Source organism: Nocardioides sp. CF8, assembly GCF_000389985.1.
In the GTDB taxonomy this organism is placed as follows: Bacteria; Actinomycetota; Actinomycetes; order Propionibacteriales; family Nocardioidaceae; genus Nocardioides; species Nocardioides allogilvus.
In genome coordinates this window covers 2,944,797-2,964,366 of the sequence record NZ_CM001852.1, presented here as the reverse complement: position 1 = coordinate 2,964,366, position 19,570 = coordinate 2,944,797, and the positions used below count along the sequence as shown (strand labels likewise).

Genomic DNA, 19,570 nt, shown 5'->3' with positions numbered 1-19,570 from the left:
GGTTGCTACTCGTCCGTACCGTGGCGAGACCGGTCGTTGGTGTCCGGTGACATGATCTGCCGATGCGCCTCATCGCCCTCGTGGCGTCACTCCTGCTCGCACTCACGGCCTGCTCCGGCGATGCCGGCGCCGACCTGCGCGAGTCGCGGGTGTTCGGCGACCTGCCCGCCGAGATCGACTACGTCGCGCTCGGCGACTCCTACAGCGCAGGCCCGCTCATCACCACGATCCGGTCCGACCCGTCGGGCTGCGTCCGCTCCACCGACAACTACCCGGCCTTCCTGGCCGGCTGGCTCTCGGTCGAGTCCTACACCGACGTCACCTGCTCGGCGGCCGACACCCGCGACCTCTCGCGCCGGCAGCGGCTGCTCGACGGCAAGCGGGTCGCTCCGCAGCTCGACGCCGTGTCCGCCGACACCGACCTGGTCACCCTCGGCATGGGCGGCAACGACTTCGGCATCTTCGGCTCCCTGCTCGCCTGCATCGAGGGCTGCTCGCCGCAGCACGAGCGGGGGCTGCTGCGCGACGCCGGCCGGGTGGAGCAACGGGTGGCGGGCGCCGTACGCGCCATCGCGAAGCGGGCGCCCGACGCCGCGGTCTATGTCGTGGGCTATCCCCAGGTGCTCCCGCCGGAGAAGACCTGCCGGGCCGTACCGCTGGCGGCGGAGCAGCTGGCGGCAGCGGCCAGCATCGCCGACCGGCTCAACGCGTCGCTGCGGGCGGGCGCGGAGTCCGCGGGAGCGTCGTACGTCGATGTCGACCCGGCCTCGGAGGGCCACGACGTCTGCGCGGGCAGGTCTGCGTGGATCAACGGCCCGCAGATGCGGGTGGGCATCGCCGCGCCGTTCCACCCCGTGCTCGCCGGCATGCACGGCGTCGCGGCCGAGGTGTTCGCGGCGATCACCGGCGACGACGCGCCCGAGGCCGAGCGGGCAGCACCGCCTCGTGACGCGGTCGTGCGCAACCACGTGCCCCGGTGATCGCCCCGGGGACCGAGTCGATCAGTCCTTGAGCTCGCAGATGACCGCGCCGTTGGTGACGGTGGCGCCGACCTCGGCCACGAGGCCGGTCACGGTGCCGGCCTTGTGGGCCTTGAGCGGCTGCTCCATCTTCATCGCCTCGAGCACGACGACGACGTCGCCCTCGGCGAGGACCTGGCCCTCCTCGACGGCGACCTTGACGATGGTGCCCTGCATCGGCGAGGTGACCGAGTCGCCCGACGCCGCGGCGCCGGCCTTCTTGGCCGCGCGCTTCGGCTTCTTGGCCGAACCGCCTCCGCCGCCCGACGACAGGCCACCGAGGCCGGCCGGGAGCACGACCTCGAGGCGGCGACCGCCGACCTCGACGGTGACGCGCTGGCGCTCCTCGGGCTCGTCGGCGTCGGCCGAGGCACCGGAGTAGGGCGTGATCTGGTTGTCGAAGTCGGTCTCGATCCAGGTCGTGTAGACCGTGAACTCGCCCTCGCCGGACGGCGTGGAGGCGCCGACCCAGGCCGGGTCGTTGACGATGACCTCGTGGAAGGTGATGGCGGTCGGCATGCCGTCGACCTCGAACTCGGACAGCGCGCGGCGCGAGCGCTCGATCGCCTGCGTGCGGTCCTTGCCGGTGACGATCAGCTTGGCGACGAGCGAGTCGAAGTTGCCCGGGATCGTCTCGCCGTTGATGTAGCCGGAGTCGACGCGGACACCGGGGCCGGCCGGCGGCTGCCAGGCGGTGAGGGTGCCGGGGGCGGGCATGAAGTTGTTGCCGCCGTCCTCGGCGTTGATGCGGTACTCGATCGAGTGGCCGCGGACCTCGGGGTCGTCGTAGCCGAGCTCCTCGCCGGCCGCGATGCGGAACATCTCGCGCACCAGGTCGATGCCGGTGACCTCTTCGGAGACGCAGTGCTCGACCTGGAGGCGGGTGTTGACCTCGAGGAAGGAGATCGTGCCGTCGGCCGCGACGAGGAACTCGCAGGTGCCGGCGCCGACGTAGCCGGCCTCCTTGAGGATGGCCTTGGAGGAGTCGTAGAGACGCTTGTTCTGCTCGTCGGTGAGGAACGGCGCGGGCGCCTCCTCGACCAGCTTCTGGTGACGACGCTGCAGCGAGCAGTCGCGGGTCGAGATGACCACGACGTTGCCGTGCTGGTCGGCCAGGCACTGGGTCTCGACGTGGCGCGGCCGGTCGAGGAACTTCTCGACCAGGCACTCGCCGCGACCGAAGGCGCTGATCGCCTCGCGGACCGCCGACTCGTAGAGCTCGGGGATCTCCTCGAGGGTGCGCGCGACCTTGAGGCCGCGACCGCCGCCGCCGAAGACCGCCTTGATGGCGACCGGCAGGCCGTGCTCCTTCGCGAAGCCGATGATCTCGTCGGCGTCCTTGACCGCGTCCTTCAGGCCCGGGGCCAGCGGAGCGCCGGCAGCGAGGGCGATCTGCTTGGCCTTCGCCTTGTCGCCGAGGCCCTCGATCGCCTCGGGCGAGGGGCCGATCCAGATCAGCCCGGCGTCGATGACGGCCTGGGCGAAGACGGCGTTCTCGGCGAGGAAGCCGTAACCGGGGTGCACGGAGTCGGCACCGGAGTCGGTCGCGACCTTGATGATCTTCTCGATGTCGAGGTAGGTCTCGGCCGGGGTCGCACCGCCGAGGGCGTGGGCCTCGTCGGCCAGGCGCACGAACTGGGCATCCCGGTCCGGGTCGGCGTAGACCGCGACGCTGCCGATGCCGGCGTCCTTGCAGGCACGGATGACGCGCACTGCGATCTCGCCGCGATTGGCGATGAGGACCTTCTGCAACCCCTGGTTCTCGGGCACGAAATACTCCTGGCTTCCTCGATGACTTCCTTGCGGAGACTATCGTCCCCGCTCCGGCTTCCCGACCGAGGTCTCAGTCGCGGACGGGTGCGGGATAGGCGTGTACGGCGCCGCGCACGCTGATCCGCACGCTGTCACCGGCTGCCGGGGCGCTGGGTCCGGAGACCCTGGCCACGAGGGCCGCGCCGCCCACGGTCAGCCGGATGGCCGCGTCGTGGCCGTAGAAGCTCACCTCGTCGACGTGGGCATCGACACCGGCCGTGTCCAGCACGACCTGGTCGGGCCGGATGACGAGCACGACGTCGTCGGCCGACGCGGGATGGGTCAGCGTGACCGTGCCGAGGGCGCACGTCGCCGTGCTCCCGGCGCCGGCGCGGCCCTCGAGCGAGGTGGCGCCGCCGACGAAGCGGGCCAGCTCGGGGTCGTGCGGCGTGAGGTAGACGTCGGCGGGGGAGCCGGCCTGGATGAGCCGCCCCTCGCGCAGGACGGCGACCTGGTCGGCCAGCGAGAGCGCCTCCGACTGGTCGTGGGTGACGAGGAGCCCGGTCGCGTGCGCGGCGCGCAGGGCGCGGGCGACGGCCCGGCCGGTCGACTCGCGCAGCGAGGCGTCGAGGGAGGAGAAGGGTTCGTCGAGCAGCACGACGGTGGGTCCGGGCGCGAGCGCCCGGGCCAGGGCGACGCGCTGCTGCTGGCCGCCGGAGAGCTCGTGGGGCTGACGGGAGCGGAAGGACCGGGGGAGCTCGACCAGGTCGAGCATCTCGTCGATCCGGTCGCCCACGCGCTCGGCCCGCGGCAGGCCGAAGCCGATGTTGCCGGCGACGTCGAGGTGGGGGAAGAGGGCTCCCTCCTGGGGGACGTAGCCGACCTTGCGGTCCTGCGGGGGCACCGGTCGGCCGGCGCCGGCGACGACGCGGTCGTCGAAGGCGATGGTGCCGGCGTCGGGGGCCAGGAAGCCGGCGATCAGGCGGAGCAGGGTGGTCTTGCCGCAGCCGCTCGGTCCGAGCACGGCCGTCAGCGAGCCGTGCGGCACGTGCAGGCTCACGTCGTCGAGGGCGACGGTGTCGGTGAACGCCTTGCGCACCTTGGTGATGGTCAGGGCGCTCATGGCGTCAGTCTCTCCTGCCGCATCAGCAGCAACGTCGCGGGCACCGAGATGAGCACCAGCAGCAGGGCGTACGGCGCCGCGGCGCCGTACCGCAGCTCCGAGGACGCCGACCAGAACTCGGTGGCCAGCGTGCGGGTGCCGATGGGGCTGAGCATGAGCGTGGCGGTCAGCTCGGTCGAGATGGCGAGGAAGACGAGGGCGGCGCCGGCGCCGAGGCTGGGAGCGATGAGCGGCAGCGTGACCCGGCGGGCGGTGGTGATCGGGCCGGAGCCGAGGCTCTGCGCGACGTGGTCGAGCACGATCGGCGCCTGCTCGAGCCCGGAGCGCACCGTCACGACCGCGCGCGGCAGGAAGAGGATGGCGTAGGCGACGACGAGCAGCAGGGCGCTCTGGTAGATCACCGGGACCAGTCGCAGGCTCGCCACGACGAGGGCGAGGCCGACGACGATGCCGGGCAGCGCGTTGGCGATGTAGGTGCTGCGCTCGACGAGGGTGCTCACGCGGTTGCGGTGGCGCACCGCCAGCCAGGCGACGGGGAGTGCGGCCAGCGTCGTGGCGATCGCGCCCGCTCCGGCGAGCGCGACGGTGCTGCCGGTCGCCGCGAGCAGCTCGCCGAGGGGGAACTCGGTGGAGGAGCCGACGACGAGCCAGTGGACGAGGGCATAGGCCGGCACGCCGACAGCGAGGGCGACCAGTCCGGCGACCAGCGCCACCAGCGGCCAGCGGAGGGCGCGTAGGCGCGCGGGCTCGGAGAGTCGGGCGGCGCCGTGGCCGATGCGGGCGTAGTGGCGGCTGCCGCGCAGGCGCAGCTCGGCGAGCAGCAGGAACAGGCAGAGCATGACCAGCACGCCGGCCATCGCGGTGGCCGCGGAGCCGTTGAAGGTGGAGCCGTACTGGTCGTAGATGGCCGTGGTGAACGTCGGGAAGCGGAGCAGCGCGAGGGCGCCGAACTCGGCCAGCAGGTGCAGGCCGACGAGCAGCACGCCGCCGAGCAGGGCCGGCCGGAGCTGGGGTAGCACGACGCGGGCGAACGTCTGCCATCGGCTGTGGCCCAGCGACCACGACGCCTCCTCGAGCGCCGGGTCGAGACCGCGGAGCGCGGCCACGGCCGGGAGGTAGACGAGCGGGTAGTAGGACAGCGTGATGACCAGGAAGGCGCCGCCGAAGCCCTGGATCGAGCGGTCCAGCGAGATCCACGCATAGCCGTTGACGAAGGCCGGTACGGCGAGCGGCGCGACGAGCAGTCCGTGCCACAGCCGCCGTGCGGGCAGGTCGGTGCGCTCGACGAGGACGGCCAGCGCGACGCCGAGCAGCGCCGTCGCGGCCATGCAGGCGACAGCCAGGGTGACGGTGTTGCGGAGCAGCTCCAGGATCCGCGGCCGCACCACGAGCTGCCAGAGCTCGACCGGCCCGATGATGACGGTGTAGACGGCGACGTACACCAACGGGATGAGTGCCAGCAGCGCGACGACCACCCCGGCCGCGAGCAGCAGGGGTGGTGTCGGTGTGGTGTTCCTCTTGCTCAGAGCAGGCCGGCTTCGGTCATCAGCTCGGTGACCCGGGGACCGTTGAGGCTGGACACGTCGACGTTCGGCGGCTCGAGCTCGTCGAAGGGCTTGACGTCGGGGTTGAGGGTGGCCTCGGGGTTGAGGGGGTACTCGAGGGCGTAGGACTCGGCCATCGCCTGCTGGGCCTCGGTGCCGGTCAGCCACTCGACGAACTCCTCGGCGGCCGCGGCGTGCTCGGAGCTCTTGAGGATGCCGGCGCCGGAGACGGACAGGAAGGCGCCCGGGTCCTGGTCGCCGAAGAAGTGCAGCGCGGAGCTGTCGGAGTCGGCGCCGCTCTCCTCCTGGTCGCGGTACCAGTAGTAGTGGTAGGCGATGCCGGCGTCGATCGCGCCCTCGTTGGCCTCCTGCATGACGACGAGGTTGTTCTGCAGGATGACGCCGTTGGCCTTGAGGCCCTCAAGCCAGGCGCGGGTGGCGTCCTCGCCCTCGAGCTCGAGGACGGCGCTGACGATCGCCTGGAAGTCGGCACCCGTGGGGGAGAAGCCGACGCGGCCCTCCCATTCGGGCTCGGCGAAGTCGAGGATGCTCTGCGGCAGGTCGGCCTCGGTGAGGTTGTCGGTGTTGTACATGACCACGGTCGAGCGGGCCAGGAAGCCGACCCAGTTCTTCGAGCTCGGCACGTAGGCCGCCGGGATCGTCTCCAGGGCGCCCGCCGGGACCGGGGCGAAGAGGTCAGCGTTGTCCACGATGCTCATGGCCGGGGAGTTCTCGGTCAGGAAGACGTCGGCGGGGGAGTCGGTGCCCTCCGCGACGATCTGGTTGGCCATCTCGAGGTCCTTGCCGCTGCGCAGCTCGACGTCGAGGCCCGACTCCTCCTCGAACAACGGGACGAGCTCGTCGAGGAGCTCCTCGTGCTGGGCGTTGTAGACGACCAGGTCGGGCGGGTTGAGGATGCTGCACGCGCTCAGCGGCGCGACCAGCGCGGCGGCGGCGGCGATGCCGGCAAGGCGGCGCAGGGGCTTGGTGCTCACAGGGGACGTCCTCGACTCGGTCATTAGGGCCGCCTAACCTTACCCCGGAGAGTTGAGGTTAGCGATCGTTAACCTCTCGCGCTACGCTGCCGCCCATGACCTTCGAGTTGTCGCCCGAGCACGAGCAGTTCCGTCGCAGCGTCCGTGACTTTGCGCAGGCAGAGATCGCGCCCCATGCCGCGCAGTGGGACCGAGACCACCACTTCCCGACCGACGTCGTGCAGAAGATGGGCGCGCTCGGCCTCATGGGGCTCACCGCTCCGGAGGAGTACGGCGGGTCAGGGCTGGCCGGCGAGGACGGCGGCTTCACGTCGCTGTGCCTGGCGATCGAGGAGATCGGCCGGGTCGACCAGTCGATGGGCATCACGCTCGAGGCGGCCGTCGGGCTCGGCATCAATCCGATCCTGACCTACGGCACCGACGCGCAGAAGGCGGAGTACCTCCCCTCCCTGGTCGCCGGTGAGCAGCTCGCCGGCTTCGGCCTGACCGAGCCGGGCGCGGGCTCCGACGCGGGCGCGACCCGCACGAAGGCCGAGCTCGTCGACGGCGAGTGGGTCGTCAACGGCGCCAAGCAGTTCATCACCAACTCCGGTTCCTCGATCACCTCGCTGGTCACCGTCACCGCGAAGACCGGTGAGCGCGAGGGCGGCCGTCCCGAGATCTCCACCATCATCGTGCCGAGCGGCACGCCCGGCTTCACCGCCGAGAAGGCCTACGACAAGCTCGGCTGGCACGCCTCCGACACCCACCCGCTGTCCTTCGAGGACGTGCGCGTCCCCGAGGCCAACCTGCTCGGTGACCGTGGTCGCGGCTACGCCCAGTTCCTCGCCACCCTCGACGACGGCCGGGTCGCGATCGCGGCGCTCGCCGTCGGCTGCATCCAGGCCTGCCTGGACCTCTCCCTGGAGTACTCCCTCGACCGCCAGACCTTCGGCGGCCCGATCGGGCGCAAGCAGGGCGTCGCCTTCCAGGTCTCCGACCTCCAGGTGATGCTCGAGGCCTCGCGCCTGCTGACCTACAAGGCCGCCGCCATGAAGGACGCGATGGACGCCGGAGCCGGCGTCTCGACCAAGGACTTCAAGCAGGCCGCCGCCATCGCGAAGCTCTACTCCACCGAGTCGGCCGTCACCGCGACCCGGATCGCCACCCAGATCTTCGGCGGCTACGGCTTCATGGAGGAATACCCCGTCGTCCGGTTCTACCGCGACGCCAAGGTGCTCGAGATCGGCGAGGGCACCTCCGAGATCCAGCGCATGCTGATCGCCCGAGGCCTCGGCCTGCCGGTGGAGTAGACCGGGGCAACCTGCTGGGGCTCCGGCGCGTCTCTCTCGTGACGAGAGGGGCGCCCATGCCTGGTCCGTTCGTACGGCGCCTGGTGGCGCCGCTCCTGCCGGTGCTCCTGCTTGCCGGGTGCACCTCAAGGGGCGCACCTCCCGCCATCCCCGAGCCGACGCAGCCCCCGACCTCGAGTCCGACCGTGACTGAGGAGGTCGTCGACCGCCCCAGCCCCGAGGAGATCGTCGACGACCCCGAGTCACGACTCGTCGACGTGCAGTTCGTGCCGGGGGACCGCGACCGCCGCGTCGCCCTGTGGCGCCTCTGCGCCGGCGCGAGCTGTCTGTCCCGAAGGCTGGCCATCGCCGTCACGACCGACGGCTTCAGGACCAGGACCCTGGCCGACGCCACCTGGCACCACGCGTTCGTCCGGCTCTCCGCCGGCGGTGAGGTCGTCGTCCTCGACTACCAGCGTGGCTTGAGCCTCGACGTGGTCCGGGACGACGGGTCAGTGCTGCCCGTGGACATGGTCAAGGACGTCGCGCCGGTCGCGCGCGGCGAGGTGGTCGCCGGCATGGTCTTCCGGCCGGCGAGGAACCGGTTCTGGGCGACGGACCCGGCGACAGCGACGGCACCCCTGGTGCCGGTGCCCGACGGAACCCACGAGCTCATCCAGACCGACACCGGCCAGCTGCGCGCGCTGATCGAGCGACAGTCCTATGCGTGGTCCGACGACGGAGGAGTCACGTGGTCAAGGGTCTTCGACGGCCTGGGGCGCAACTTCCTGACGAGCTTCGTCGCGTCGACCGATGACACCCACGTGGTGGTCCATGGCGGCGACGGCGCCACCCTCTTCCCGTTCTCCGAGATCCGCCGACTCGAGAGTGATGGGGACTGGTCCGTGGTCGTGCCCGCCGACGACCCCATGGCCTACATCGGCCCCACGGCGGTCCTGCCCGACGGGCGCTTCCTCGCCAGTATCCAGTCCTGGAGCGACAACGGCCTGGCCAAGGAGAAGCCGAGGGGCACACCACCGGGGATCTACGTCTCCGACGGCGATGACTGGTCGACGTACGAACGCATCGAATCGGGCGCGCCCTTCAGGACTGCCGCACCGTTCGAGCCCATGGTGACCGACATCGACGTGACCGCGGACGGCGCGCTGATCACCGCGATCGGGCCGGACCAGACCACTGCGTGGACCTCGGACGACCTCGGCGCGACCTGGCGGAAGATGCGGGCCCGCTGAGCCGCGGGCCGTAGCCTTGCAGGCGTGACGCCGAGACGACGCCAGCTGGCGGGGGAGATCGGGCGCTACCTGGCCGTGGGCCTGGGCGCGACCATCGTGTCCTTCATCCTGTTCAACGGGCTCGTGCACGGCTTCAACATGGCGCACGTCGCACCCCTCAACGGGCACCCGATCCTGGGCTACCTCATCGCCAATCTCGTCGGTACGGCGATCAGCTACCGCGGCACGCGGTGGTGGGCGTTCCGGCACCGCTCGACCACGCACATCGACGGCGGCCGGACCGCGTTCGTGGCGATCAGCATCGGCACGATGATCATCCCGATCGGCTGCCTGTGGTTCAGCCGCAACGTCCTGGGCCTCGACGACCCCTTCTCCGACAACATCTCGGCCAACGTCATCGGGCTCGCGCTCAGCAACGCGGCCCGGTTCGTGCTGACGCGACAGCTCGTGTTCGGCGTACGCGACGAGACCGACGGGCTCGAGCGCCTCAGGCGCTGACCGGGCGCCAGAGCTCGGTCCACTGGTGGCCGAGCTCGGCCACCAGGTCGCGCAGCAGCGGGAGGCTGACGCCGACCACGTTGTGGTGGTCGCCATCGATGCGGGTGACGAACGCACCCCCCAGGCCGTCGACGGTGAACGCGCCGGCGACGTGCAGCGGCTCGCCGGTGGCGACGTAGGCCTCGATCTCCGCGTCGCTCAGGTCGGCGAAGTGCACCACCGTGCTGGCCGTCGCGGCCGCGACCCGGCCGGTCGAGGTGTCCCGCAGGCAGTGGCCGGTCTGGAGGACGCCCTGGTTGCCGCGCATCGCGCGCCAACGCTCGACCGCGACCTCCGGCGACTCCGGCTTGCCGAGCGCCTCGCCGCCGAGCTCGAGCACCGAGTCGCACCCGAGCACGAGGGACCCCGCCGGCAGGTCGTCGCGCTCGGCGACCGCGGCGCACTTCAGCTCGGCCAGCTGGAGCGCCAGCTCGGCCGGCGGCAGTCCGTCGAGCTGGGACTCGTCGACGCCGCTGACGATGACCGTCGGGTCGATGCCCGCGCTCCTGAGGGTCGCGAGCCGGGCGGGGGAGGCGGAGGCGAGGACGAGCTGCATGCCGCCGACCCTATGCGGCGCTCTTGTCGCTGCGGCGGTGGCCGGACACCGCATGAGCGGCACCAGCACCGCAGTGCGGTCGTACGGCGCCCCGCCGGCCGATCACAGGCGGGCGAGCGCCGCCCTCAGCGGGTCCAGGCCGAGCGAACCGAGGTCGAGGGCGGCACGGTGGAAGGCCTTCAGGTCGAAGGCGTCGCCGTGGCGCTGCTGGACCTCGGCGCGCGCATCGAGCCAGATGCGTTCGCCCACCTTGTACGACGGCGCCTGACCCGGCAGGCCGAGGTAGCGCTTCACCTCGAACTGGATCACCTCGTCGTCCATCCGGCAGTGCAGGCGCATGAACTCCAGGCCCAGCTCCGGCGTCCAGGTCTCCCCGGGGTGGAACGCGCTGCCGTCGGCGCCGAGGGTGTTGTCCGCCGGGATCTCCAGCTCGAGGTGCATGCCGATGTCGACGATGACCCGGGCCGCGCGCAGCGACTGGCCGTCGAGCATGCCGAGCCGGTCCGCGGGGTCGGCGAGGTGGCCGAGCTCCTCCATCAGCCTCTCGGCGTACAGCGCCCAGCCCTCGCCGTGCCCGCTGCACCAACACATCAGCCGCTGCCAGCGGTTGAGGCTCTCCTTGCGGTAGACGGTCTGGGCGACCTGCAGGTGGTGGCCGGGGACGCCCTCGTGGAAGACGGTCGTGACCTCGCGCCAGGGGTGGAAGTCCTCGATGCCGTCGGGCACCGACCACCACATGCGTCCCGGGCGGGAGAAGTCCTCGGAGGGGCCGGTGTAGTAGATGCCGCCGTCGTTGGTGGGGGCGAGCTTGCACTCGATGCGGCGGATCGGCTCGGGGATGTCGAAGTGGGTGTCGGCCAGGTCGGCGATGGTCCGGTCGGCGAGGTCCTGCATCCACTCGCGGAACGCCTCGCGGCCCTTGACGACCCGGGAGGCGTCGGCCTCGAGGTGGGCCACTGCCTCGTCGACGCTCGCGCCCGGCAGGATCTCCTCGGCGGTCCGCGCCATCAGGTCGGAGAGCCGCTGGAGCTCGGTCCAGCCCCAGGCGTAGGTCTCGTCGAGGTCGACCTCGGCGCCGAGGAAGTAGCGGCTGGCCAGGGCGTAGTGCTCGCGCCCGACGCCCTCCTTGTCGCGCCCCTGCGGCTCCAGCTCGTCGGACAGGAAGAGCCCGAAGCCGGCGAACGCCCGGCTCGCGGCCTTCGCCTGCTCGGTCAGCTGGGGTGCCTGCAGTCGCTCCACGAGGCCGGCGAAGAAGTCGCCGCCCTCACCTGCTTGGCCGGTCCAGCGGCGTACCTGCTCGGCGACCTCGGCGTACTGCCGGGCCGCGGCGACGTGGCCCTTGCGCGCCTCGTCGGCGAGCGTGACGCGGAGGTCCTCGAGGGTGGCGGGCACGGCCGCCAGGCGCGCGCCGATGTTCGCGACCGCCTCCGCGCCTTCGGTCGGCATCAGGTCGAAGACCTCGCGGATCTCGTGCAGCGCGCTCCACAGCACCGACATCCGCGATCGGCTCAGCCCGGCGGCCTCGAGCTCGAGCTCGAGACGGTTGCGCTCCAGGAACGAGTCACGCGCCGCAGCCTCGAGGTCGTCGACCGGGGTCGCGGCCTCGACGGCCTCGACAGCGGCCCGCACGAGCGCGATCCGGGCGTCGTAACCAGCCGGCGACAGGTCGGTCAGCCGGTCGTCGTGTCCGGGTACACCGAGGAAGGTCGCGGTGATCGGGTCGAGGGCCGCGTAGTCCTCGACGAACTGGTCACACAGGGCATCAATGGTGCGCGTCATCACGCGCACACCCTGCCACCCGTGCGCCGGCGACGGCCACGGAGTTGTTGCTCAGCGGGGCAGGCTGCTCGCGCGCCAGCCGCCGGGGCCGTGCGCGTGCGGGGTGCGCACGCGCCGGGCAGGCTGGGACCACTCGGGGGTACGCCGCGGGGCGACGTCCTCCGTCGCCGACCCGAGCGCGGAGAAGACCGCCACCAGGGCGGCGATCTCCTCCGGTGTCGCGTCGGCGTTGACGACCTTGAGGATCGGGGCGTCGGGCTGGTCGGCACTCATCAGAGCGGGATGTTCCCGTGCTTCTTCGCCGGCAGCGTGGCCCGCTTGGAGCGCAGCAGCCGCAGCGACCGGACGATCTCCGAGCGGGTCTCGTGCGGCATGATCACCGCGTCGATGTAGCCGCGCTCGGCCGCGATGTAGGGGTTGGCCAGCGTGTCGTCGTACTCCTGGACCAGCTCGGCCCGGCGCTCGGGCTCGTTGCCCGCCGCGACCGCCTCGGCGATCTCGCCGCGGTAGAGGATGTTGATCGCGCCCTGGGCGCCCATCACCGCGATCTGGCCGGTGGGCCAGGAGACGTTGATGTCGGCACCGAGGTGCTTGGAGCCCATCACGTCGTAGGCGCCGCCGTAGGCCTTGCGGGTGATGACGGTGACCAGCGGGACCGTCGCCTCGGCGTAGGCGTAGATCAGCTTCGCGCCGCGGCGGATGATGCCGTTGAACTCCTGGTCGGTGCCGGGCAGGAAGCCGGGCACGTCGACGAAGGTCAGCACCGGGATGTTGAAGGCGTCGCAGGTGCGCACGAAGCGCGCGGCCTTCTCCGAGGCATCGATGTCGAGGCAGCCGGCGAACTGCATCGGCTGGTTGGCCACGATGCCGACGGGGCGGCCCTCGACGCGGCCGTAGCCGACGATGATGTTGGGCGCGAACATCGCGTGCACCTCGAGGAACTCCTGGTCGTCCAGGACCGACTCGATGACCGTGTGCATGTCGTAGGGCTGGTTGGCCCCGTCGGGGATGAGCGTGTCGAGCTCCCGGTCGAGGTCGCTGACCTCGAGGTCGGCCGGCTCGTCGAACGTGAAGGGCTCGTCGAGGTTGTTCTGCGGGAGGTAGGACAGCAGCGCCTTGGTGTACTCGATGGCGTCCTCCTCGTCGGAGGCCATGTAGTGCGAGTTGCCCGACTTGGTGTTGTGCGTGCGGGCGCCGCCGAGCTCCTCCATCGTGACGTCCTCGCCGGTGACCGTCTTGATGACGTCGGGACCGGTGATGAACATCGCCGAGGTCTGGTCGACCATGATCGTGAAGTCGGTGACCGCGGGGGAGTAGACGTGGCCGCCCGCGCAGTTGCCCATGATCAGGCTGATCTGCGGGATGACGCCCGAGGCGTGCACGTTGCGCTTGAAGATCTCGCCGTACAGGCCGAGCGAGACGACGCCCTCCTGGATACGGGCGCCGGCGCCCTCGTTGATGCCGATGATCGGGCAGCCGGTCTTGATGGCGAGGTCCATCACCTTGGTGATCTTCTCGCCGTAGACCTCGCCCAGCGAGCCGCCGAAGACGGTGAAGTCCTGGGAGAAGACGCACACCTGGCGGCCGTCGACCGTGCCGTAGCCGGTGACGACGCCGTCGCCGTAGGGGCGGCGCTTCTCGAGGCCGAAGGCCACCGAACGGTGGCGCGCCAGCTCGTCGAGCTCGACGAACGAGCCCTCGTCGAAGAGCATCTCGATGCGCTCGCGGGCGGTCTTGCGACCCTTCGCGTGCTGCTTCTCGATCGCCTTGGCCGACCCGGCGTGCACGGCCTCGTCGAGACGACGCTCGAGGTCGGCGAGCTTGCCCGCGGTCGTGTGGATGTCGATGTCCGTGGGGACGTCTGTGCCCTCGCCGGGCTGCACCTGTGCACTCACTCCAGTGGCCTCCTGTTGTCTGCTGCGCCAATCTAGTGCCCATGACCTCCGTTCCCGCACCGCGCCCAGTCCTCGATCCCGACCGCCTCGTCACGCCGCAGGGCTGGCGGGTCGAGATCACCGAGGCCTCGCCCTCCACCAACGCGGTCGTCGCCGAGCGTGCCCGCGCCGGCGAGGACGAGGGCGTGGTCGTGGTCACCGAGCACCAGACCGCCGGTCGCGGGCGTCTCGACCGGGTGTGGGAGACGCCGGCCAGGTCGTCGCTGACGCTCTCCGTGCTGCTCCGACCCGACGCGCCCGCGCAGGACTGGCCGTGGCTCCCGCTGCTGACCGGCTATGCCGTGCAGGCGGCGCTCGCCGACCGGTTGCCGGACATCGCCCTGAAGTGGCCCAACGACGTGCTCGTCGAGGAGCGCAAGGTCGCCGGCATCCTGGTCGAGCGGATCGACACGCCCCTCGGCCCGGCGGCCGTGATCGGGATCGGGATCAACGTCTCCCAGACCCTCGAGGAGCTGCCGGTCGCACTGGCCACCTCCATCGAGCTCGAGACCGGCGAGCCCGTGGAGCGCACGGGCCTGCTCGGCCAGGTGCTCGGCTCCCTGCACGGGCTCCAGGGCCTGCTCCGCGACCCGGAGGCGCTGCGCGCGGCGTACGTCGACGTGTGCTCGACCCTTGGGCGCTCGGTCGACGTCCACCTGCCCGGAGGGGACGTCCGTCGGGGCGAGGCCCTCGACATCGACTCGCGTGGCGCCCTGGTCGTGAGCTCGGCCGAGGGGACGTTCACCGTCGGCGCCGGCGATGTGATTCACGTCCGCCCACAGCAGTGACATGATCGCGTCGTGGCCTACCCGACCAAGCTCCTCAACGACGGTGAGCACGTCGTCATCTCCACCCGCACGCACCCGAAGGCACTGCTCGCTCCCGCGCTGATCCTCGTGCTCGTCGTGGCGGCGGTGCTGTTCCTGGCGAGCCGCAGCGACTCGACGGTGCTGGGCGCCGTCGCCGGAGCGGTCGCGGCGGGCATCGTCGTGTGGTGGGTGCTGCGGCCGTTCATCGCGTGGCTGACGACGACCTACACGTTCACCAACCGTCGCTTCATCAAGCGCTCGGGGCTGATCGCCAAGGAGGGCCGCACGATCCCGCTCAACCGGATCAGCGGGGTCGACTTCGAGGTCGGCGTGATCGATCGCCTCTTCGGCTGCGGCACGCTCATCGTCTCCGACGCGAGCACCAACGGTCGGGTGCTGCTCGACGACATCCCGCGCGTCGAGCAAGTGCAGCTCAAGGTCGCCGAGGAGCTGCACTCCCTCTCCAGCAGCGACCGGGCCGACGATGGGACGTGAGGGTCGCCGCTCGTCCTCGGACAAGTCCGACGCTGCTGCCGAGGCCGAGCTGAGCGTGCCCGAGCGACTCGACCTCGCCGTGCTCAAGCAGTCTCCGACCCTGAACGCCGCCGAGGTGGCCGCCGAGACGGGCGTGACCATCGACCAGGCCCGGCGGCTGTGGCGCGCCCTCGGCTTCCCCGAGATGGGCGGCGAGCGCGCCTTCAGCGCGGCCGATGTCGAGGCGGTGTCGGCGATGATGTCGATCGTCGACTCCGGGGCCGTGGACTTCGACATGGCCGTGGGTCTCACCCGTGGCGCCGGCCAGACGATGGCGCGGCTGGCCGACTGGGAGGTCTCGACGCTGGCCAGCAGGGTCGAGGAGCTCGAGGCGGGCGAGCAGGCGACCGGCTCGCGCGTGGGCTCCGCGCTGCGACTGATCGAGGAGCTCAGCGAGCCCCTCGAGGAGATGCTGATCTATGCCTGGCGCCGCCACCTCGCCGCCGCCGTCGCGCGGATGGAGGCCATGGGCGCCGAGCACGAGGACCTGCACACCGTCGACGTGACCGTCGGCTTCGCCGACCTGGTCTCCTTCACGGCGCTGTCCAACCAGCTGGACCGCGAGCAGATCGGCGACCTCGTCGAGAAGTTCGAGACCCGCTGCCAGGACGTCGTCTCCGTGCACGGCGGCCGGATCATCAAGAGCCTCGGTGACTCGGTCCTGTTCGTGCTCAACGACGCGGTGCCGGCGATCGAGGTCGCCGAGGGGATCATCAACGTGATCGGTCGCGACCCGCGGATGCCCGACGTGCGCATCGGGCTGGCCTCGGGACCGGTCGTCCCCCGGCTCGGCGACGTCTTCGGACCGCCGGTCAACCTGGCGTCGCGGCTGACGGCGGTGGCCAGGCGGAACCGGTTGATCATCGACCAGGTCACCGCCGACCTGCTGCCGGAGGACGCCTTCGAGTCCCGGCGGCTCCCCGCGCGGCCGGTCCGCGGCTTCGGGCTGGTCGAGCCGGTCGCCGTACGCCGCCGCTGAGGGTCTAGACCAGTCCGGCGACTTTCGTCGAACGAGCCGCACGTCCGGCCGGGCGTTCCTACCTTGTCCGGGTGCTGTCCGTACAGGATGTTCTGGTGGACCCGCACGAGCGACGGGTGTGGCGGGGGGATCGGGAGCTGACGCTCTCACGCAAGGAGTTCGACCTCTTGCACGCGCTGATGAGCCGTGCGGGCGATGTCGTGACCCGCGCCGAGCTCATGCACGAGGTCTGGGACACGACCTTCTGGTCCTCGTCCAAGACGATCGACGTCCACCTCGGGTGGCTGCGCCGCAAGCTCGGGGACGATCCGCGCTCGCCCGGGCTGATCACCACCGTGCGCGGAGCGGGGCTGCGGTTCGAGGTCGACCCGCCGCTGTCGTAGGGTGCCCGCGTGTCGATGCGAGCACCCACCCTTGCCGTGATCGGTGGCGGTCAGCTCGCCCGGATGATGGCGCAGCCCGCCATCGCGCTGGGGCTGCCGCTCCGGCTCCTGGCCGAGGCGCCCGGTGTCTCGGCCGCCCAGGTCATTCCCGACCACGTCGTCGGCGACTACACCGACCTCGACACGTTGCGTGCCGTCACCGCCGGCTGCCCGGTCGTGACCTTCGACCACGAGCACGTCCCGACGGCCCACCTGCACGCCCTCGAGGCCGACGGCATCGCCGTACGACCCGGACCGGACGCGCTCGTGCACGCCCAGGACAAGGCGGTCATGCGTGCGCGCCTCGCCGAGCTCGGCGTGCCTTGCCCGCGCAACGCCGTGGTCGCCTCCACCGCCGAGGTCGAGGCCTTCGGCCTGCCCTGCGTGCTGAAGACCACCCGCGGCGGCTACGACGGCAAGGGCGTCTGGGTCGTGCGCGACCTCGCCGACGCCGAGCCCGCGTTCGCTGCCGCCGACGCCGCAGGTGTGCAGATCCTGGCCGAGGAGCTCGTCGACTTCCGCCGCGAGCTCTCGGCGCTGGTGGCGCGTTCGCCAAGCGGTCAGGCCGCGGCCTACCCGGTGGTGGCGTCCACCCAGCTCGACGGCGTCTGCCACGAGGTCATCGCGCCGGCGCCGGACCTCTCGCCCGCCCTGGCCGGGGAGGCGCAGCAGATCGCGCTGCGCGTCGCCGGTGCGCTCGACGTCACGGGCATCCTCGCCGTCGAGCTCTTCGAGACCGCCGACGGTCGCATCCTGGTCAACGAGCTGGCCATGCGTCCCCACAACACCGGCCACTGGACCCAGGACGGCGCCGTGACGTCCCAGTTCGAGAATCATCTGCGCGCTGTCATGGACCTCCCGCTGGGCTCGCCCGCCCCGCGGTCGCGCTGGACGGTGATGGTGAACATCCTGGGGGGACCCACCGACACCGGCCGCCTCTACGACGGCTTCCCGCACGCCATGGCCCGCGACCCGCACCTGCGCGTACACCTCTACGGCAAGGACCTGCGTCCTGGCCGCAAGGTGGGACACGTCAACACCTACGGCGACGACCTCGATGATTGCCTGGAGCGGGCGCGGCACGCCGCCGCGTGGTTCCGCGGAGACCTAGGAGACACCAGTGAGTGACAGCGCCACCAGCCCTGGCCCGAGCGTCGGCATCGTGATGGGCTCGGACTCCGACTGGCCGGTGATGCAGGCGGCCGCCGACGTCCTCGACGAGTTCGGCATCGCGTGGGAGGCCGACGTCCAGTCCGCCCACCGCATGCCCCAGGAGATGCTCGACTACGGCAAGCAGGCCCACGGTCGCGGGCTGCGGGTGCTGATCGCCGGCGCCGGCGGTGCGGCCGCACTGCCCGGCATGCTCGCCTCGGTCACGCCGCTCCCGGTCATCGGCGTGCCGGTCCCGCTGAAGTACCTCGACGGCCTCGACTCCCTGATGTCGATCGTCCAGATGCCCGCCGGCATCCCGGTCGCGACGGTGGCGATCGGCAATGCCCGCAACGCCGGCATCCTCGCCGCCCGGATCCTCGGCACCTCCGACGAGGCGCTCCAGCAGAAGCTCGTCGAGTTCGAGGCGTCCCTGGTCGAGACCGCCCGGGCCAAGGGCCAGGTCGTGCGCGACGCGTCGCAGGGCATCCGCCGGACCGGCTTCTGAACCCATGACCACGCGTTGGGGGATCGCGGGCACCGGCGCCATGGCGGCGGCGTTCCTCGCCGACTTCGCCCACGCCCCCGGTCACCGGGTCGTGGCCGTCGGCAGCCGCACCCAGCAACGGGCTGGCGAGTTCGCCGAGGTCCACGGCATCGACCACGCACACACCCACGCGGGGCTGCTGGCCGCCGACGTGGACGTGGTCTACGTCGCGACGCCGCACCCGCAGCACCGCGACCTGGCCCTGGCCGCGATCGCGGCGGGCAAGGCGGTGGTGGTGGAGAAGGCGTTCACCGCGACGCTGGCCGGCGCGCGCGAGGTCGTCTGGGCCGCCCGGTCGGCGCAGGTCTTCTGCATGGAGGCGATGTGGACCCGCTTCCAGCCCGCGGTCGTGCGGGCGCGGGAGCTGGTCGCGGCCGGCGAGATCGGCGAGGTGATCGGTGTGCAGGCCGACCTCGGTGCCTTCCGCGCCTATGACGAGGACAGCCGCCTCTTCGCCCCGGAGCTCGGCGGCGGCGCGACCCTCGACCTCGGGGTCTATGCCGTGTCGATCGCCCAGCACTTCCTCGGCACCCCGGTGAGCGTCACCGCCCACGGCACCCGCTATCCCAACGGGGCCGACGCCTCGGCCGCGATCCACCTGGCGTACGCCGACGGGCGGGCCGCCTCCCTGTGGTGCTCGCTCGCCGCGGAGACGCCCGGACGCGCGGTCGTCATCGGGACCGGCGGCTCGGTCGAGATCGCGCCCCGCTTCCACCACCCCGACACGATCGTCGTCCGTCGCAACGGCGAGGCGGCGGAGGCGGTCGCACTGCCTCCTGCCGGGCGGGGCTACAGCCACCAGGTCCTCGAGGTCGGCCGCTGCCTCGACGCCGGCCTGACCGAGAGCCCGGTCATGCCGCTCGAGGACACGCTCGGCGTCCAGTGGGTGCTGGAGGAGACGCTCACTCAGCTGGGCATCACGGCCGTCGAGGGACGCGTCGAGATCTAGTCGGTGACGCGCCCGCGCATCGACTTGAGGTGGCTGCGCTCCTTCTTGGACTTGAGCCGCCGCTCCTTCGAGCCCCGGGTCGGCTTCGTCGGACGCCGTGGTGGCGGCGGTGGGGCCAGCGCGGTCCGGAGCAGGTCGGCGAGGCGCTCGCGGGCCGCGGTCCGGTTGCGGTGCTGCGAGCGGTGCTCGGAGGCCGCGATCGCGATCACGCCGCCGGGCCAGCGCTGCAGGGCGCGTCGTCGCTGTGCCTCGGAGAGCGTCGTCGCCGTACGCACGTCGTACTCCAGCTCGACCCGGCTGTCGCTGGTGTTGACCGACTGGCCACCGGGGCCGGGGGAGCGGGAGAAGCGCTCGACGAGGTCGCTGTCGGGGATGGCGAGCCCGTCGGGCAGGCCGGGCCCGGGTGGGACCCGCATCG

At 71.6% G+C, this 19,570-nt stretch carries 20 protein-coding genes; 11 read left to right on the top strand and 9 right to left on the bottom strand.

All coding sequences use genetic code 11. The features are described from left to right. Positions 1-62 precede the first annotated feature (62 nt). Entirely contained in the window at positions 63-980 is a 918-nt protein-coding gene (locus CF8_RS14525) for an SGNH/GDSL hydrolase family protein (protein ID WP_010833862.1), read from the top strand. A gap of 21 nt (positions 981-1,001) precedes the next feature. On the opposite strand, the gene CF8_RS14520 is transcribed toward CF8_RS14525, so the two are convergent. The 4 genes from CF8_RS14520 to CF8_RS14505 all read right to left on the bottom strand — a co-directional run bounded on the left by CF8_RS14520 (position 1,002) and on the right by CF8_RS14505 (position 6,433). Beyond that, on the bottom strand, positions 1,002-2,789 hold the full coding sequence (locus tag CF8_RS14520) for an acetyl/propionyl/methylcrotonyl-CoA carboxylase subunit alpha (RefSeq protein ID WP_010833861.1): 1,788 nt from the start codon (positions 2,787-2,789) through the stop codon (positions 1,002-1,004). 73 nt (positions 2,790-2,862) lie between these two features. Further along, a complete protein-coding gene (locus CF8_RS14515; RefSeq protein ID WP_010833860.1) occupies positions 2,863-3,894 on the bottom strand; it encodes an ABC transporter ATP-binding protein in 1,032 nt (343 codons plus the stop codon). Further along, positions 3,891-5,369 (bottom strand): ABC transporter permease, encoded by a 1,479-nt coding sequence (locus CF8_RS14510; RefSeq protein ID WP_010833859.1) that lies wholly within the window; start codon positions 5,367-5,369, stop codon positions 3,891-3,893. Before CF8_RS14510 ends, CF8_RS14515 begins: the two co-directional genes overlap by 4 nt. Before the next feature lie 47 nt (positions 5,370-5,416). Beyond that, positions 5,417-6,433, bottom strand: a complete 1,017-nt coding sequence (locus CF8_RS14505; protein WP_010833858.1) for an iron ABC transporter substrate-binding protein — start codon at positions 6,431-6,433, stop codon at positions 5,417-5,419. A 95-nt stretch (positions 6,434-6,528) separates the two neighbouring features. Between CF8_RS14505 and CF8_RS14500 the strand changes: the two genes are divergently transcribed. The 3 genes from CF8_RS14500 (at position 6,529) to CF8_RS14490 (ending at position 9,455) form a co-directional block, all read left to right on the top strand. Beyond that, entirely contained in the window at positions 6,529-7,725 is a 1,197-nt protein-coding gene (locus CF8_RS14500) for an acyl-CoA dehydrogenase family protein (protein ID WP_010833857.1), read from the top strand. A gap of 185 nt (positions 7,726-7,910) precedes the next feature. Next, positions 7,911-8,957, top strand: a complete 1,047-nt coding sequence (locus CF8_RS14495) for a sialidase family protein (protein WP_036491108.1) — start codon at positions 7,911-7,913, stop codon at positions 8,955-8,957. Positions 8,958-8,981: 24 nt separating this feature from the next. Next, complete coding sequence (locus CF8_RS14490; protein WP_010833855.1) at positions 8,982-9,455, top strand: GtrA family protein; 474 nt, start codon at positions 8,982-8,984, stop codon at positions 9,453-9,455. Here CF8_RS14490 and CF8_RS14485 read toward each other — a convergent pair. The 4 genes from CF8_RS14485 to CF8_RS14470 all read right to left on the bottom strand — a co-directional run bounded on the left by CF8_RS14485 (position 9,445) and on the right by CF8_RS14470 (position 13,724). Further along, a complete protein-coding gene (locus CF8_RS14485) occupies positions 9,445-10,050 on the bottom strand; it encodes a Maf family protein (protein ID WP_010833854.1) in 606 nt (201 codons plus the stop codon). The genes CF8_RS14490 and CF8_RS14485 overlap by 11 nt on opposite strands. A 102-nt stretch (positions 10,051-10,152) precedes the next feature. Then, positions 10,153-11,829 (bottom strand): DUF885 domain-containing protein, encoded by a 1,677-nt coding sequence (locus tag CF8_RS14480; RefSeq protein ID WP_036491106.1) that lies wholly within the window; start codon positions 11,827-11,829, stop codon positions 10,153-10,155. A gap of 51 nt (positions 11,830-11,880) precedes the next feature. Continuing rightward, positions 11,881-12,102, bottom strand: coding sequence for an acyl-CoA carboxylase subunit epsilon (locus CF8_RS14475; RefSeq protein WP_036491105.1), 222 nt, complete (start codon positions 12,100-12,102; stop codon positions 11,881-11,883). Continuing rightward, positions 12,102-13,724, bottom strand: coding sequence for an acyl-CoA carboxylase subunit beta (locus CF8_RS14470; RefSeq protein ID WP_232211517.1), 1,623 nt, complete (start codon positions 13,722-13,724; stop codon positions 12,102-12,104). The genes CF8_RS14475 and CF8_RS14470 overlap by 1 nt, the downstream gene beginning before the upstream one ends. A gap of 41 nt (positions 13,725-13,765) precedes the next feature. Between CF8_RS14470 and CF8_RS14465 the strand changes: the two genes are divergently transcribed. From CF8_RS14465 to CF8_RS14435, 7 genes are all read left to right on the top strand, one after another. After that, on the top strand, positions 13,766-14,551 hold the full coding sequence (locus CF8_RS14465) for a biotin--[acetyl-CoA-carboxylase] ligase (RefSeq protein WP_010833851.1): 786 nt from the start codon (positions 13,766-13,768) through the stop codon (positions 14,549-14,551). Positions 14,552-14,563: 12 nt separating this feature from the next. Beyond that, the gene (locus CF8_RS14460) at positions 14,564-15,067 is read left to right on the top strand and encodes a PH domain-containing protein (protein ID WP_010833850.1); all 504 of its coding nucleotides are present in this window, start codon (positions 14,564-14,566) and stop codon (positions 15,065-15,067) included. Then, on the top strand, positions 15,057-16,085 hold the full coding sequence (locus CF8_RS14455; protein WP_010833849.1) for an adenylate/guanylate cyclase domain-containing protein: 1,029 nt from the start codon (positions 15,057-15,059) through the stop codon (positions 16,083-16,085). Before CF8_RS14460 ends, CF8_RS14455 begins: the two co-directional genes overlap by 11 nt. A gap of 71 nt (positions 16,086-16,156) precedes the next feature. Continuing rightward, complete coding sequence (locus CF8_RS14450) at positions 16,157-16,468, top strand: winged helix-turn-helix domain-containing protein (protein WP_010833848.1); 312 nt, start codon at positions 16,157-16,159, stop codon at positions 16,466-16,468. Between the two features lie 15 nt (positions 16,469-16,483). Then, the gene (locus CF8_RS14445; protein ID WP_010833847.1) at positions 16,484-17,635 is read left to right on the top strand and encodes a 5-(carboxyamino)imidazole ribonucleotide synthase; all 1,152 of its coding nucleotides are present in this window, start codon (positions 16,484-16,486) and stop codon (positions 17,633-17,635) included. A gap of 37 nt (positions 17,636-17,672) precedes the next feature. Continuing rightward, positions 17,673-18,164: a 5-(carboxyamino)imidazole ribonucleotide mutase gene (gene purE, locus CF8_RS14440; protein ID WP_051204514.1), complete on the top strand. Its 492-nt coding sequence runs from the start codon at positions 17,673-17,675 to the stop codon at positions 18,162-18,164. Positions 18,165-18,168: 4 nt separating this feature from the next. Further along, on the top strand, positions 18,169-19,152 hold the full coding sequence (locus tag CF8_RS14435) for a Gfo/Idh/MocA family protein (protein ID WP_010833845.1): 984 nt from the start codon (positions 18,169-18,171) through the stop codon (positions 19,150-19,152). Here the strand turns inward: CF8_RS14435 and arfB are convergent. Then, a complete protein-coding gene (gene arfB / locus CF8_RS14430; protein WP_010833844.1) occupies positions 19,149-19,568 on the bottom strand; it encodes an alternative ribosome rescue aminoacyl-tRNA hydrolase ArfB in 420 nt (139 codons plus the stop codon). The genes CF8_RS14435 and arfB overlap by 4 nt on opposite strands. Between the last annotated feature and the right edge of the window lie 2 nt (positions 19,569-19,570).